This window comes from Hasllibacter halocynthiae, assembly GCF_003003095.1.
In the GTDB taxonomy this organism is placed as follows: domain Bacteria; phylum Pseudomonadota; class Alphaproteobacteria; order Rhodobacterales; family Rhodobacteraceae; genus Hasllibacter; species Hasllibacter halocynthiae.
In genome coordinates this window covers 914,483-928,103 of sequence record NZ_PVTT01000001.1, presented here as the reverse complement: position 1 = coordinate 928,103, position 13,621 = coordinate 914,483, and the positions used below count along the sequence as shown (strand labels likewise).

Here is a 13,621-nt window from a genome sequence, read left to right as displayed (position 1 = left end):
GGAAGGGGAAGGCCATGCGCGCGCTCACGATCGCCGCCCTCGCTTTGGGCGGGGCCCTGACCACCGCCGAGGCGCAGGGGCTGCGCATCGGCACCTCGGGACAGAGCGACGGCCGCTTCGCCCTTCTCGACGGGCGCGCGTCGCAGCAATACGCCGGCTCGTCCCGGCTGCGCCCCGAGGGCGCCGCCCCCGCCGAGCCCGAGATCGCCGTCCCCGCCTACACGGGCCGCTACCGGGGCGAGTTCCTCGCCCACGCCCACGGCATGGCCCGCCGCCACGGCATCCCGGAGGAACTCTTCGCGCGCCTTGTCCAGCAGGAATCGGGCTGGAATCCCGGCGCCGTCTCCCATCGCGGCGCGATCGGGCTGGCGCAGCTCATGCCGGGGACCGCGCGCCTTCTTGGGGTGGACCCGCAGGACCCGCGGGAGAACCTCGAAGGGGGCGCACGCTACCTTCGGATGCAGTACGATAGGTTCGGCACCTGGCGCCTCGCCCTCGCCGCATACAACGCCGGGCCCGAGGCCGTGCAGCGCCACGGGGGCATCCCCCCCTTCCGCGAGACGCAAGGATACGTCCGCGCCATCCTCGGCGGCTAGAGCGCGGCGAGAAGCCGCGCCGCCTCGTCCGCGCAAGGGGTCAGGGCGGAGGTGTCCTCGCCCGGGAAGAAGCGGGCGCGAAGCGCGGTCGGCATGGGCCGGGGCGTGAAGCGCACGATCCGGGGCGCGGTCGATTCCTCTCCCCAGGACCGGACCAGCGCCGACTGCGCCGCCTTCGTCGCACCATAGGCCGCGAAGTGCTTCGCGCCCGCGCGGTCGTCCTCCGGCACCACGGCGGCTCCGTCCGTGCCCAGAAGGGGCGCGACATAGCCGATCAGCCGCGCCGTCGCGGCGACGTTCACCGCCCACGCCTTCGCCAGGTCCTTCGGCGCCACCATGGGCGCGGGCGACAGGGGCGGCGCCTCGATGGCCGTGTGCACCCAGAGGGACAGGCCCCCCCAGCGATCGTGGATCGAACGGCAGAGCTGCTGCATCGCCGCGTCCACCGTCACGTCCATGGGCGCCAGCGTCGCAGAGCCCCCCATGGCCCGGATGCGGTCGTCCAGCGCCTCCAGCCCCCCCGCGGTGCGGGCGACCGCGACCACGGGCCGTCCGGGATCGGCTTTCGCAAGGGCTTCGGCCACCGCGAAGCCCAGGCCCCGCGAGGCGCCGGTCACGAGGGCGGGGCGCGTCATGGCGCGCGCATTCGCCCAAGGGAACGCCGAGCGCAAGCGCGCCCCCGCCGCCGGCCGGGCCGAAGCCGCCGGGATCGCCGCCCCGCCATGATGATTCCACCCTCATGCGGACCAGCATAGGCGGCAGAAGTTTAGAGAAGGTGAACGCGGCGCACGCAGGGAACGAGGGGCAAGGAATCGAATCCCGTCAGCCGCTTGGCCTACTCCGCGGCCTTCAGCCGGAACCCCCGCCCGACCTGGTCGGCCGGCTCGACCGGATACTCGCCCGAGAAGCAGGCGTCGCAGTATTGCGGCGCCCGCGCGTCGCGCCCCCCCGCCTCGCCCACCGCACGGTAGAGGCCGTCCAGCGTGACGAACCGCAGGGAATCCACGCCCAGATGCTCACGCATCTCGTCTTCGGACATCGACGACGCCAGGAGCTTCTCACGCTCCGGCGTGTCCACCCCGTAGAAGCAGGGCCAAGCGGTCGGCGGCGAGGCGATTCGGAAATGGACCTCGCTGGCGCCGGCGTCCAGGATCATCTCCTTGATCTTGCGGGATGTCGTGCCCCGCACCACGCTGTCGTCCACCAGCACGACCCGCTTGCCCCGCACGAGGGCGCGGTTCACGTTCAGCTTCAGCCGCACCCCCATGTTCCGGATCTGCTCGGTCGGCTCGATGAAGGTGCGGCCGACGTACTGGTTCCGCACGATCCCCATCGCGTAGGGGATGCCGCTCTCCTGTCCGAAGCCGATCGCGGCGGGGGTTCCCGAATCGGGCACGGGGCAGACGAGGTCCGCCTCGACCGGGGCCTCGCGGGCCAGCTCCACGCCGATCTGCCGGCGCGTCTCATAGACCGAGCGCCCGCCCAACTGGCTGTCGGGGCGCGAGAAGTAGACGTGCTCGAAGATGCAGAAGCGTGGCCGCTTCGACCGGAACGGACGCTCGGACGTCACGCCTTCGGGCGTTGCGACTACCATCTCGCCGGGCTCGACCTCGCGCAGGAACTCGGCGCCGATGATGTCCAGCGCGCAGGTCTCCGAGGCCAGGGCCCAGCCGTCCCCGACCCGGCCCAGCACCAACGGCCGCACCCCTAGCGGATCGCGCACGCCGATCAGCTTGGTCCGGGTCATCGCGATCACGCTGAACGCCCCCTCGACCCGCCGCAGCGCGTCCTCCATCCGCTCGGGGATGGTGCGCTGCAGGGACCGGGCCATCAGGTGGATGATGCATTCGCTGTCGCTGGAGGACTGGAAGATGCTGCCCCGCTCGATCATCTCGCGGCGCAGGCTCTCGGCATTGGTGATGTTGCCGTTATGGGCGATCGCGGCGCCGCCCATTGCGAACTCGCCGAAGAAGGGCTGCACGTCGCGGATCGCGGTCGCCCCCTTCGAGCCCGCCGTGCTGTAGCGCACGTGCCCGATCCCGATCGGGCCGGGCAGCGAATCGATGACCTCCGCATCGGTGAAGTTGTCCCGCACGTAGCCGAAGCGGCGCGCGCTGTTGAAGCCCGCCTCGGGGTCGTGGACCACGACGCCCGCCGCCTCCTGGCCGCGGTGCTGAAGCGCGTGCAGGCCCAGCGCCACCATGGGCGCCGCGCTCTCGACGCCGACGACGCCGAAGATGCCGCATTCCTCCTTCAGCTTCGCGTCGTCGAACGGGTGCGCGCGGAAGGGGGGCTGGTCGGAAAGGCGTCGCTCGGTCATCGGGCGTTCCCGGCTGAGTCGTCCCCGATCACCTAGGCGTGCCGGAACGGCTTGTCACGGGGCAGGGGGCCTGCGCCCGGCCTAGCCCGCGCAGGTCGCCGCCAGGTTCTCCGACCGCGAGGTGATCCAGACCGGGGTCTCCGTCGGCAGGCGCTCCTCGATGGCGCGGGTCACCCCCTCGAAGGCCGAAACCGTCCGGCTCGCCTCGACGACCTCGATCCCGGCGGGTGAGAAGCGCTCGTAGACGATCAGCGCGATCGCCACGAGAAGGACCCCCCGAAGCGCGCCGAACACGAACCCAAGCGCCCGGTCCGTCCCCCCCAGCACCGCGTTGCCGTGCAGCACCGAGGAGAGGAGCGGCGTGAACAGCGAGACCACGACCAGCCCCAGCGCGAACACGATGGCCAGGGCGGCGATGAGGCTCAGCTCGCAGGAATCGCCGATGAACTGGTCCAGATAGGGCGTCTCGGCCACCAGTGGCGCTGCCACGGGCGCAAGGGCGAACGCGAGCAGGGCCGCGACGATCCAGCCGCCGATCGCCATGCTCTCGCGGACGAGGCCGCGCGAATAGGCCAGCAGCGCCGACAGCACCACGATGGCCGCGACGACCCCGTCGATCCAGGTGAAGCCTTCCATTCGTCCCCTTCCGCCGGGGAAGGCGTCAGCCGGCCCCGAACACCTGTCCCGCGACCGCCGGAAGGTCCGGGAAGGCCCGCACCTCTAGCCCGCTGCCGCCGAGCTTGGACCCGGCGGGCGCGATCGCCTGCTTGAAACCCAGGCGCCCGGCCTCGTTCAAGCGATTTTCGGTCTGAACGGCGGGTCTGAGCGCACCGGACAGCGAGAGTTCCCCGAACACAACGCAATGTGGCGGCATCAGGGCATCTTCGCGGGCGGAAAGCAGCGCACACGCGACGGCCAGGTCCGCCGCCGGCTCGGACACGCGGATGCCGCCGGCCACGTTGAGATAGACGTCGAGCCCGGTGAACGGGATGCCGCAGCGCGCCTCCAGCACGGCGAGGATCATCGCCAGCCGCCCGCCGTCCCAGCCCACGACCGTCCGGCGCGGGGTGCCGTGCGGGGCGGGGGCGACGAGGGCCTGGAACTCCGTCAGGACGGGGCGCGTGCCCTCGATCCCCGCGAAGACGCAGGCCCCGGGGGAGGGCTTCTCCTGATCCGACAGGAAGAGGGCGGAAGGGTTGCCCACCTCGGCCAGCCCGGCGCCGGTCATCTCGAACACCCCGATCTCGTCGGCCGGGCCAAAGCGGTTCTTCACCGCGCGCAGGATGCGGAACGGGTGCCCTCGCTCCCCCTCGAAGTAGAGGACGGTGTCGACCATGTGCTCGACCACGCGGGGGCCGGCGATCTGCCCCTCCTTCGTGACGTGCCCGACGAGGATCACGGCGATCCCGCGCTTCTTGGCGAAGCTCGTCAGCTCGTGCGCCGCCGCCCTGACCTGCGAGACGCTGCCAGGCGCGCTGTCCACGTGGTCCGCCCACATCGTCTGGATCGAATCGATGACCGCGACGTCCGGCATCTCCTTGTCCAGCGTCGTCAGGATGTCCCGCAGGTTCGTCTCCGCCGCCAACTTGACGGGCGCGTCCGCCAAGCCCAGCCGCCGCGCACGCATCGCAACCTGCGCTGACGCCTCCTCGCCCGAGACGTAGATGACCTTCGCGCCCGACCGCCCCAGCATCGCCGCGGCCTGCAGCAGCAGCGTCGACTTCCCGATGCCCGGATCGCCCCCCACCAGCGTCGCCGAGGCCCGCGTCAGCCCGCCGCCCAGCACGCGGTCCAGCTCGCCGATGCCGGAGAGGGCGCGCCGGGGCGCCTCCTCCTGGACCGAAAGGTCCGTCAGCGGCACCGCCCGACCCTTCGCCATGCCCAGCGACTTCTTCGACGGGCCCGCCACGGAAAGCGCCTGCTCCTCCTCGATGGAGTTCCAGGCCCCGCAATCGCCGCAGCGGCCGGACCAGCGGGGATGGGCGGCGCCGCACTTGGTGCAGGCGAAGGTGCGGGTGTCCTTAGGCATGGGCCCGATCTAGGATGTCCCGCTGCGGGAATAAAGCAGGAACATGCGATATCGTCCCATTCGCGGAGAACCCTGCCAGAGACGAAGAAGGGCCCCGCGAGGGGGCCCTTCCTGGATCATCCGGCCGAGATCACTCGGCGGCGGTCGCCGGAGGCATCCGCACGACGTTGTGATGGTCGCTCACCCGCGAGAAGCCGAGGCGCGGCAGGACCTCGTCCAGCTCCTCCTCCAGCCGGACGAGCTGGTTGTCCGTCACCTGCTCCTCCAGCTCGATCGTCTCGACCCACTTCTTCAGCTCGCGCCCGGAATGGTGGGCCTTCGCGATCAGCTCGCGGGTCCGCTCGACCTCTTCCTGGCGCTGCTCGAGGAAGCGGCGGGCGCGGTCGACCTTCTCGTCCGAGTAGACGCTGGCGAGGCGAGCCGACTGCGCCGACATCTGCGCCGCGACCTCCAGGACGTCGGGCTCCATCGCGGACAGTTCGGGATGCTCGCGCAGATGGGCGAGGCGCTCGCGAACGGCGTCGAACTCGTGCTTCATGCGGAAGGCGCCGGCCCGGTCGTCGGCATGCGCGACGTGATAGGCCCGGGCGACATCCTCCATCTTCAGGTTGAACGACCGGTGCGCATGCTCGAGCCGCAGGACCCGCGTGGCGCCCGGCAGAAACGAGGCCAGCGCCACGAGAAGCGCCGCGCCGGCGGCCTGCACCCAGGGCCCGGCCCCAGCGAGGCCCAGCGCCGACAGGTCGAGCCACGGAAGCACGCCCAGGGCCGAGGCCAGCGTCGCCACCACCGCCGCGGTCGCGGCGAGGGCCACTATCCCGATGCCCGCGTATTGCAGGGCCAGTCGAAGGTTCATCGCAAAACGTGTCATCGATCACGGTCCTCATGGCGGGTACGCAGGCCACCCTTTCCCTCGGCAGGTGGCGCCCTGACGCTTCGATCGGCATTTCCTTGCCGGTTCGACGAAAGAACGGGGTTGCATCCGAAGGGTTCCGCAGGAACGTATGTCGACCGGGTTCTTGCGGGCGTCCTGACCTGCGCGCGCGCACGCACGATCATGTTTCCAAGGCGAAGTCCGGGGCGGCGGCGGACGCTCGGTGACGCGACGTCATTTTCCGCGTCGCGTGTCCGCGTCCGCTAGGTGCCGACGATCCTGCGCGCGTAGCGCGGCCCCAGCGCGGTGAGGATCTCGTAGCCGATCGTGCCCGCCGCCTCGGCCAAGGCGTCCACCCCCTGGTGCGGGCCCAGGACCTCCAACGCCTCGGGCACGTCGGGCAGGTCCGTCACGTCCGCCGTCAGGAGGTCCATCGACACCCGGCCGGCCAGCGGCACCGCCCGGTCCCCCGCCCAGAGGCGCGCGCGGTTCCCCATCGCCCGGATCAGCCCGTCCGCGTACCCTGCCGAAAGGGTCGCGATCCGGCTGGGCCGCCTCGCCCGCCAGGTCATCCCGTAGCCCACGCCCGCGCCTTCGGGCACGTCTCGCACCTGCACGACCGGCACGGAGAGACGGACGACCGGCTCGGCCCCCCCGAAGGGCAGCCCGCCGTAAAGGCCGATGCCGGGGCGCACCAGATCGAACCGGAACGCCGGGCCCAGCAGCGTCCCGCCCGTCGCGGCGAGGCTGCGCGGCGCGCCCATGCCCTCCGTCATCGCGCGGAAGGCCCGCAGCTGCGCGTCGTTCGCGGGATCGTCCGGCGCGTCCGCGCAGGCGAGGTGGCTCATCGCGAGGGCCGCGCCCGTCATCTCGCCGCGCAGGGCGGCCCAGTCGGACGGCTGCAGCCCCAGCCGCCCCATGCCCGTGTCGACCTGCACGCCGAACGGATGCCCCGGCAGCGCCTCGCGGTGCCTGCGCCACTGCTCGGGCGAGTTGATCAGGGGGATCAGCCCGTGACCGCGCAAGGACGCGGCGTCCCCCGCCATGTGGCCCGAGAAGACAAACACCCGCGCGTCCGGCGCCGCCGCGCGCACGGCGGCCCCCTCGCTGGCCACCGCCACGAAGAAGGTCCGCGCCCCTTCGGCCGCCAGCGCACGGGCCACGGGGCCCGCGCCTAGCCCGTAGCCGTCCGCCTTCACCACGGCTCCGCACTCGGCCCCGCCCGACAGACGGTCCAGCGCCCGCCAGTTCCGGCGGACGGCGCCCAGGTCGATATGAAGCGTGCCCGTCGCCATCCGCGCGGTCTTGGCCGCGCGGGGCGGGGGGGTCAACGCGTCAGCGGCGCGATGCGACCCCGGGTTCCGCAAGATGCGCCTGCGCCTCGGCGGGCGGCAGGAGGGAGAGGAGCATCGGCGCGCCCATCGCCCCGAGGAGGAGCGCGAAGATCGCGGTGCGAACGTGTCTCATGGTCGTGAACCGCCCCAACGGATGACGGGGGGCGCCGTGCGCCGCGGACGCGCGGCACGCGCCACGAGATGGGGCGCCGCGCTCCGCGTGGGAAGGCGTCCGAAGCCGCCCCGCGCGCCGTTCCGCCGATCCGCGCGCCGTTCCGCCTAGAAGTCGCCGTAGCCGCCGCCCTGCCGCTCCCGCGCGAGGTTGCCGAAGCGCGTGAACCGGCCTTCGAAGCTCAGCTCGACGGTGCCGATGGGGCCGTGCCGCTGCTTGCCGATGATGACCTCGGCCTTGCCGTGCAGCCGCTCCATCCGGGACTGCCACTCGGCCATCTGCTCCAGCTTGTCGTCGCCGGGCTTCTCGCGCTCGGCGTAGTATTCCTCGCGGAAGACGAACATCACCACGTCGGCGTCCTGCTCGATCGAGCCCGATTCGCGCAGGTCGGAAAGCTGCGGGCGCTTGTCCTCCCGCGCCTCCACCGCCCGCGACAGCTGCGAGAGGGCGATGACCGGCACGTCCAGCTCCTTGGCGATGGCCTTGAGGCCCTGGGTGATCTCCGAGACCTCGTTCACCCGGCTGTCCTTGGCGGACGCGGGGCGGACGAGCTGGAGGTAGTCCACGATCAGCACGTCGAGGCCGAAGGTCCGCTTCAGCCGCCGCGCCCGCGCCGCGAGCTGCGAGATGGGCAGCGCAGGCGTGTCGTCGATGTAGAGCGGGCAGGCCTCCAGGTCCTTCGCCGCCTGCACGAAGCGCCTGAACTCGCCTTCGGTCATGTCGCCCCGGCGGATCTGCTCGGAGGGGACCTCGGCCGCCTCCGACAGGATGCGCGCGGCCAGCTGCTCGGACGACATCTCGAGCGAGAAGAACCCCACGACGCCCCCGTTCACCGCCCCTTCGGTGCCGTCCGGCTTGGTTCCCTTGCGGTAGGACTTGGCGATCTGGAACGCCACGTTCGTCGCCAGCGAGGTCTTCCCCATCGAGGGCCGCCCCGCGAGGATCAGGAGGTCGCTGCGGTGCAGCCCCCCCAGCTTGCGGTCGAGGTCCACGAGGTTCGTCGCGATCCCCGCCATCCCGCCGTCGCGCTGATAGGCGGCGTTCGCCTCCTTCACCGCCTGCGTCGTGGCATGGAGGAACGACACGAAGCCCGACTGCGTCTGCCCCTGCTCGCCCAGGGCGTAGAGGGCGGATTCGGCCTCGACGATCTGCTCCTTCGGCTCGGATGCGACGTCGACCCGCTGCGCCTTCTCGGCGATGTCGCGCCCCAGCTGCATCAGCTGCCGACGGATCGCCAGGTCGTAGACGGTCTGCGCGTAGTCCCTGATCGCGAAGGAGGAGATCGACGCCCCCGCCAGCCGCGCGAGGTAGCCGACGCCCCCGTACTCGGCCAGGGCGGGCTCGTCCTCCAGGAAGGGCTTCAGGGTGACGGGCGAGGCCAGGGCGTTCTTCGCCACCCGCGCGGCGATCAGGTCGAAGATGCGCGCGTGGACGGGATCGGCGAAGTGCTCGGGCTTCACGGTTCCCGCGATGCGGTCGTAGAGCTCGTTGTTGGTCAGGAGCGCGCCGAGCAGCTGCTGCTCGGCCTCGACGTTGTGGGGGGCCGCGCCTTCGGCCCCCGCCACGGGCATGCCGCCCCCCGGAACCGTCAGGTCGTTCATGCTGGCCACCCCCCGCGCGTGTCCCGGATACCTAGCGCGCGCCCGCCCCGAGTCGCAATTTGTTCATATCCCTGTGGGCGGCCTGTGGATTGCACATCCGCAACACGGCGCCGGTCGAGGAACGACCTCCAACCCTTTATCGACCTGCGGAAATATCCCTTTCGGGGACACGCCGGACGGGCGGCCCCTAGCCCCGCGCCGCCTGCCAGGCGCGCGGATCGTGCAGGAACCCCTCGACCGCCACGAGGGTCGACGCCTCGAACGCCCCCGACCGCGCGGCAGCCCCCAGCACGTCCCACCAGGTGCACAGCGAATGCAGCGTCACGCCGTGCCCGCCCAGCACCCCCTCCGTCTCCGGGAAGATCCCGTAGGAGAAGACGACCGCCGTGTGCGCGCAGGTCGCCCCCGTCTCGCGGATCGCGTCGACGAAGCTCAGCTTCGATCCGCCGTCCGTGGTCAGGTCCTCGATCAGCAGCACCCGCTGCCCCTCGGCCATCGGCCCCTCGATCCGCGCGTTGCGGCCGTAGCCCTTGGGCTTCTTGCGCACGTAGGCCATCGGCAGGGCCAGCCGCTCGGCCACGAGGGCGGCGAAGGGGATGCCCGCGGTCTCGCCCCCCGCGACGACGTCGAACGCCTCGGCGCCCGCGTCCCGCATCACGGTCATGGCGAGGTGGTCCATCAGCATGGACCGCACCCGCGGAAAGCCGATCAGCCGGCGGCAGTCGATGTAGACCGGCGAGGGCAGCCCCGAGGCCAGGGTGTAGGGCTCCTCCGGGCGGAAATGGACCGAGCGGGTCTCCAGCAGGGCCGCGGCGGCGCGGGTGGCCATCTCCTCGCGCGGGGGGAAGCTCGTGGGGATCATGCCGTCTCCTTGACCTGCCAGCCGGGCGCGCGGCCCGGGTCGAACACCGTCACCGTGTCGCCGTCCACCTCCAGCGGCGGGGGGATGCGTGCCGCCTCCGTGCGCTCCAGCAGCACGGTGCCCTCGTTCGGCGGCAGGCGGTAGAACGCCGCGCCGTTCTCGGACGCGAAGGCCTCCAGATGCCCCAGGGCCCCCATCTCGTCGAAGACCTGCGCGTAGCATCCCAGCGCGACGGGGGCCGAGAAGCATCCCGCGCAGCCGCAGGCCGCCTCCTTGGCGCCCGTGGGATGCGGCGCGCTGTCCGTGCCGAGGAAGAGGCGCGGGTCGCCCGAGGCCGCGAAGGCGCGCAGCGCCTCGCGATGCTCGCGGCGCTTGAGGATCGGCAGGCAGTAGTAGTGCGGCCGCACCCCGCCGACGAGCATCGCGTTCCGGTCCAGCATCAGGTGCTGGGGCGTGACGGTCGCGCCCATGTCCCGCTGCCCGGACACGTAGTCGACCGCGTCCTTCGTGGTCACGTGCTCCATCACCACGCGCAGCCCCGGCACCGCGCGGCGCAGGGGGTCCAGCACCTCCTCGATGAACCGGGCCTCGCGGTCGAAGATGTCCACGTCGGGGTCCGTCACCTCGCCGTGGACGCACAGCGGCAGCCCGACCCTCGCCATCGTCTCCAGCGCCGGGCGCACGCGGTCCATGTCCCGCACGCCCGAGGCCGAGTTCGTCGTCGCCCCCGCGGGGTAGAGCTTTACCGCCGTCACCAGCCGGGCCTCGTGCGCGGCCTGGAGGTCCGCGGGCCGCGTCTCCTCTGTCAGGTAGAGCGTCATCAGGGGCCTGAACCCAGTTCCGGGACCTAGGGCGGCGTAGATGCGGTCGCGGTACTCGGCCGCCTCGCGCGGCAGGGCGACGGGCGGCACGAGGTTCGGCATCACCAGCGCCCGCCCGAACACCCGGGCCGTGGCCGGCAGCACCGCGCGCAGCATGGCCCCGTCCCGCAGGTGCAGGTGCATGTCGTCGGGCCGGCGAATCCGAAGGCTGTCCATCGCGTCGCCGCCTAGCGCGCCCGGGGCGCGGGGGCTAGCCGTGCCGCGGCCGGCGGGGCAGGGTGCCGGGATGGAGATGCGGCCCCTCGCCCCCCTTCAGCGCGCCCGAGGCGAGGCCGCCGTGGTGCTGGGCGCGGGCGGGGTGATCGGCCTGCGGCAGTCGGGCTGCGGCAAGGCCATCCTGCCCCGCACCCACGGCGCGGCCGAGGCCGTGTTCCTCAACACCTCCGGCGGCCTGACCTCCGGCGACCGCCTCCGCTACGCGCTCGACCTCCGGGCGGGCCGCGCCGCCGGCACCACCCAGGCGGCCGAGCGGGCCTACGCCGCGCCGCACGGCCCCGCTGAGGTGCGCGTCGACCTCGTCGCCGGGCCGGGCGCCGCGCTCCGCTGGCTCCCGCAGGAGACGATCCTCTACGACCGCGCCGCCCTCCACCGCTCCACCGTGGCCGAGCTGGCGCCCGGCGCCTCGCTCCTCCTGCTCGAGATGCTCGTCCTCGGTCGTGAGGCCATGGGCGAGAGCGTGCGCGCCCTCGACCTGCTCGACCGGCGCGAGGTACGCCGCGCGGGCCGCCCCGTCCTCCTCGAGCCGCTGCGCCTGACAGGCGACCTGCTCGACCGGCGCGCATCGGCGCTGACCGGCGGGTGCCGCGCGCTCGCCACGCTTGCCTTCGTGGCCCCCGGCGCGGAGGATGCCGCAGAAGGGCTTCGGGCGCACGTGCCCGGCCTCGCCGTCTCGGGCTGGGCGGTCGCGGGCGGGGACGGGCGGTGCGTCGCCCGCGCCCTCGGCCCGGCGGCCGAGGTGCGGCGCGCGATGGCGCAGGCGGCCGAACGGCTGGGGGGGCCGCTCCCCCTCGTATGGCAGAGGGAGGCGGGATGAACCTTTCCCCGCGCGAGAAGGACAAGCTCCTCGTCGCCATGGCGGCGCAGGTGGCCCGGGCCCGGATGGAACGGGGCGTGAAGCTGAACCACCCCGAGGCGATCGCCCTCATCACCGAGTTCGTCGTCGAGGGCGCCCGCGACGGCCGCTCCGTCGCCGACCTCATGGAGGCGGGCGCCCATGTCGTCACCGCCGATCGGTGCATGGAAGGCGTCCCCGCCATGATCCACGACGTCCAGGTCGAGGCGACCTTCCCCGACGGCACGAAGCTGGTGACGGTCCATCACCCCATACGCGGGGGCGGCGGGTGAGGGTGGCGATGGACGCCGCCCTCTTCGCCGCCCGCCGGCACGCGGGCCAGCGCGCCCCGCTCTCGGGCGATCCCTACGTCAACCACGTGATCGAGGTGGCGCGGCGCGTCGCCGCGGCCGGGGCGGACGAGGCGCTGGTCGCCGCCGCGATCCTCCACGACGTGGTCGAGGACACGGACGCCACCCTGCGCGACGTGGAGGAGCGGTTCGGCCCCGCCATCGCCGGGATCGTGGCGGAGGTGACGGACCCCTCCGGCCTCTCGGAGGATCGGCGCCGGGCCCGCCAGGTCGAGCATGCGCCCCGCCTGTCGGACGCCGCCAAGCGGCTGAAGCTGGCCGACAAGACCGCCAACCTCCTCGAGGTCGTCCGCCATGGCGGCGACGGCGCGCGCGGCGCCGCCTACGTCGAATGGGGCGCCGCGGTGGGCGAGGGGCTGCGCGGCGTCGACCCCGCGCTGGAGGAGCGGTTCGACGAAGCCCTGGCGCAGGCGCGGGCCGTCGCGGGGGGGGCGGCATGATCCCCGGCGAGGTCCGCGCCGCCCCGGGCGACGTCGTCCTGAACGAGGGGCGCGAGGCCGCGACGCTGGAGGTCGCGAACACCGGCGACCGGCCCGTCCAGGTCGGCTCCCACTACCACTTCGCGGAAGCCAACCCGGCCCTTTCCTTCGACCGCGCGGCCGCGCGCGGCCGGCGCCTGGACATCCCCGCCGGCACCGCCGTCCGGTTCGAGCCGGGCCAGACCCGCACGGTCGCCCTGATCCCCTTCGGCGGCTCGGGCCGCGTCACGGGCTTCCGGGGCGAGGGCGCATGAGGGCCGCGGCCTTCCTCGCGCTCGCCTCGCTGCCGGCCGCCGCGCAGGGGGTGGACTGCGCGAGCCCCGGCGCCACGACCCAGCGGGCCATCTGCGAGGAACGCGCCCTGCGGGCCGCCGAAGCCGAGCTGGACGGGGCCTACGTCGCCGCCCTCGCCGCGGCCCGTGACGCGGACTTCGCGGCGGCCGTCCCGGGCCCGGTCCCGAACGGGGACCTCGTGCGCGGGGCGCAGCGCGCCTGGGTCGCCTATCGCGACGCCGCCTGCGAGGCCGAGGCGGGCCCGTCCCGCGGCGGCACGGGCGCCGGCCTTGTCCTCCTCGAATGCATGCGGCGGCTGACCGAGGCCCGCACCGGCGACCTGTGCCTCTACGCGGAGGAGCTTTCGTGACGGACCCCGCGGGGGGGCCGGATCGTTGCCACCCAGGTGCGATGCCGCGCCGCAGCGAGGAGACGCGCGATGACCATGCCGGGCGATTGGACGCGGGCCGGGCTCGGCCTCGGGATGCTGGCTCTCGAGGCGCAGATGGTAATGGCGATGCGGACGGCCGGGATGATGGGCGCATGGTCCGTCCTTCCGACGGAGAACCGGCGCATGATGGACGAGAAGGCGCCCGCCTTCGCCGAGGCCGCGCAGGCCGCCGGCGCCGCCGCGATGGCGGGCAAGCGGCCCGATCAGGTGCTCGACGCCTGGACCCGCCCGCTGCGCCGCACCGCCCGCGCGAACGCCCGGCGTCTCGGGCGGCGCGGCCCCCGCATCGGATAGAAGGGCCCCGGATGGACGGGGCCCCGGCAGAGG

General features: G+C 73.1%; 17 protein-coding genes. 7 read left to right on the top strand and 10 right to left on the bottom strand.

Translation table 11 applies throughout. The features are described 5' to 3' along the window. The first annotated feature begins 14 nt into the window (after positions 1-14). Positions 15-596 carry a lytic transglycosylase domain-containing protein gene (locus BCF33_RS04675; RefSeq protein WP_106159720.1) on the top strand — a complete coding sequence of 194 codons (582 nt, stop codon included), beginning with the start codon at positions 15-17 and terminating at the stop codon, positions 594-596. Here BCF33_RS04675 and BCF33_RS04670 read toward each other — a convergent pair. From BCF33_RS04670 to pyrC, 10 genes are all read right to left on the bottom strand, one after another. Then, complete coding sequence (locus BCF33_RS04670) at positions 593-1,231, bottom strand: SDR family NAD(P)-dependent oxidoreductase (protein ID WP_106159719.1); 639 nt, start codon at positions 1,229-1,231, stop codon at positions 593-595. The two genes, BCF33_RS04675 and BCF33_RS04670, sit on opposite strands and share 4 nt — an antisense overlap. Before the next feature lie 200 nt (positions 1,232-1,431). After that, a complete protein-coding gene (purF, locus tag BCF33_RS04665; RefSeq protein ID WP_106159718.1) occupies positions 1,432-2,916 on the bottom strand; it encodes an amidophosphoribosyltransferase in 1,485 nt (494 codons plus the stop codon). Between the two features lie 81 nt (positions 2,917-2,997). Next, complete coding sequence (locus BCF33_RS04660; RefSeq protein WP_106159717.1) at positions 2,998-3,552, bottom strand: CvpA family protein; 555 nt, start codon at positions 3,550-3,552, stop codon at positions 2,998-3,000. A 25-nt stretch (positions 3,553-3,577) separates the two neighbouring features. Further along, complete coding sequence (radA, locus tag BCF33_RS04655; protein WP_106159716.1) at positions 3,578-4,945, bottom strand: DNA repair protein RadA; 1,368 nt, start codon at positions 4,943-4,945, stop codon at positions 3,578-3,580. 130 nt (positions 4,946-5,075) lie between these two features. After that, the gene (locus tag BCF33_RS04650) at positions 5,076-5,801 is read right to left on the bottom strand and encodes a DNA repair protein (protein ID WP_245883722.1); all 726 of its coding nucleotides are present in this window, start codon (positions 5,799-5,801) and stop codon (positions 5,076-5,078) included. A 281-nt stretch (positions 5,802-6,082) separates the two neighbouring features. Further along, positions 6,083-7,114, bottom strand: coding sequence for an alanine racemase (gene alr, locus BCF33_RS04645; protein WP_106159714.1), 1,032 nt, complete (start codon positions 7,112-7,114; stop codon positions 6,083-6,085). Positions 7,115-7,154: 40 nt separating this feature from the next. After that, complete coding sequence (locus BCF33_RS14440) at positions 7,155-7,286, bottom strand: hypothetical protein (protein ID WP_281260001.1); 132 nt, start codon at positions 7,284-7,286, stop codon at positions 7,155-7,157. A gap of 146 nt (positions 7,287-7,432) precedes the next feature. Continuing rightward, entirely contained in the window at positions 7,433-8,926 is a 1,494-nt protein-coding gene (locus BCF33_RS04640) for a replicative DNA helicase (RefSeq protein WP_106159713.1), read from the bottom strand. Positions 8,927-9,113: 187 nt separating this feature from the next. Beyond that, positions 9,114-9,788 (bottom strand): orotate phosphoribosyltransferase, encoded by a 675-nt coding sequence (locus BCF33_RS04635; protein WP_106159712.1) that lies wholly within the window; start codon positions 9,786-9,788, stop codon positions 9,114-9,116. Beyond that, positions 9,785-10,825 carry a dihydroorotase gene (pyrC, locus tag BCF33_RS04630; protein WP_106159711.1) on the bottom strand — a complete coding sequence of 347 codons (1,041 nt, stop codon included), beginning with the start codon at positions 10,823-10,825 and terminating at the stop codon, positions 9,785-9,787. The genes BCF33_RS04635 and pyrC overlap by 4 nt, the downstream gene beginning before the upstream one ends. A 70-nt stretch (positions 10,826-10,895) precedes the next feature. On the opposite strand from pyrC, the gene BCF33_RS04625 reads away from it, so the two are divergent. From BCF33_RS04625 to BCF33_RS04600, 6 genes are all read left to right on the top strand, one after another. Next, positions 10,896-11,702: an urease accessory protein UreD gene (locus BCF33_RS04625; protein WP_106159710.1), complete on the top strand. Its 807-nt coding sequence runs from the start codon at positions 10,896-10,898 to the stop codon at positions 11,700-11,702. Continuing rightward, the gene (locus tag BCF33_RS04620; RefSeq protein ID WP_106159709.1) at positions 11,699-12,013 is read left to right on the top strand and encodes an urease subunit gamma; all 315 of its coding nucleotides are present in this window, start codon (positions 11,699-11,701) and stop codon (positions 12,011-12,013) included. The genes BCF33_RS04625 and BCF33_RS04620 overlap by 4 nt, the downstream gene beginning before the upstream one ends. Positions 12,014-12,021: 8 nt before the next feature. After that, a complete protein-coding gene (locus tag BCF33_RS04615; protein ID WP_106160216.1) occupies positions 12,022-12,531 on the top strand; it encodes an HD domain-containing protein in 510 nt (169 codons plus the stop codon). Further along, positions 12,528-12,824, top strand: a complete 297-nt coding sequence (locus tag BCF33_RS04610; RefSeq protein WP_106159708.1) for an urease subunit beta — start codon at positions 12,528-12,530, stop codon at positions 12,822-12,824. Before BCF33_RS04615 ends, BCF33_RS04610 begins: the two co-directional genes overlap by 4 nt. Continuing rightward, positions 12,821-13,213: a lysozyme inhibitor LprI family protein gene (locus tag BCF33_RS04605; protein WP_106159707.1), complete on the top strand. Its 393-nt coding sequence runs from the start codon at positions 12,821-12,823 to the stop codon at positions 13,211-13,213. The genes BCF33_RS04610 and BCF33_RS04605 overlap by 4 nt, the downstream gene beginning before the upstream one ends. Before the next feature lie 69 nt (positions 13,214-13,282). After that, on the top strand, positions 13,283-13,588 hold the full coding sequence (locus BCF33_RS04600; protein ID WP_106159706.1) for an antifreeze protein: 306 nt from the start codon (positions 13,283-13,285) through the stop codon (positions 13,586-13,588). Positions 13,589-13,621: the final 33 nt, after the last annotated feature.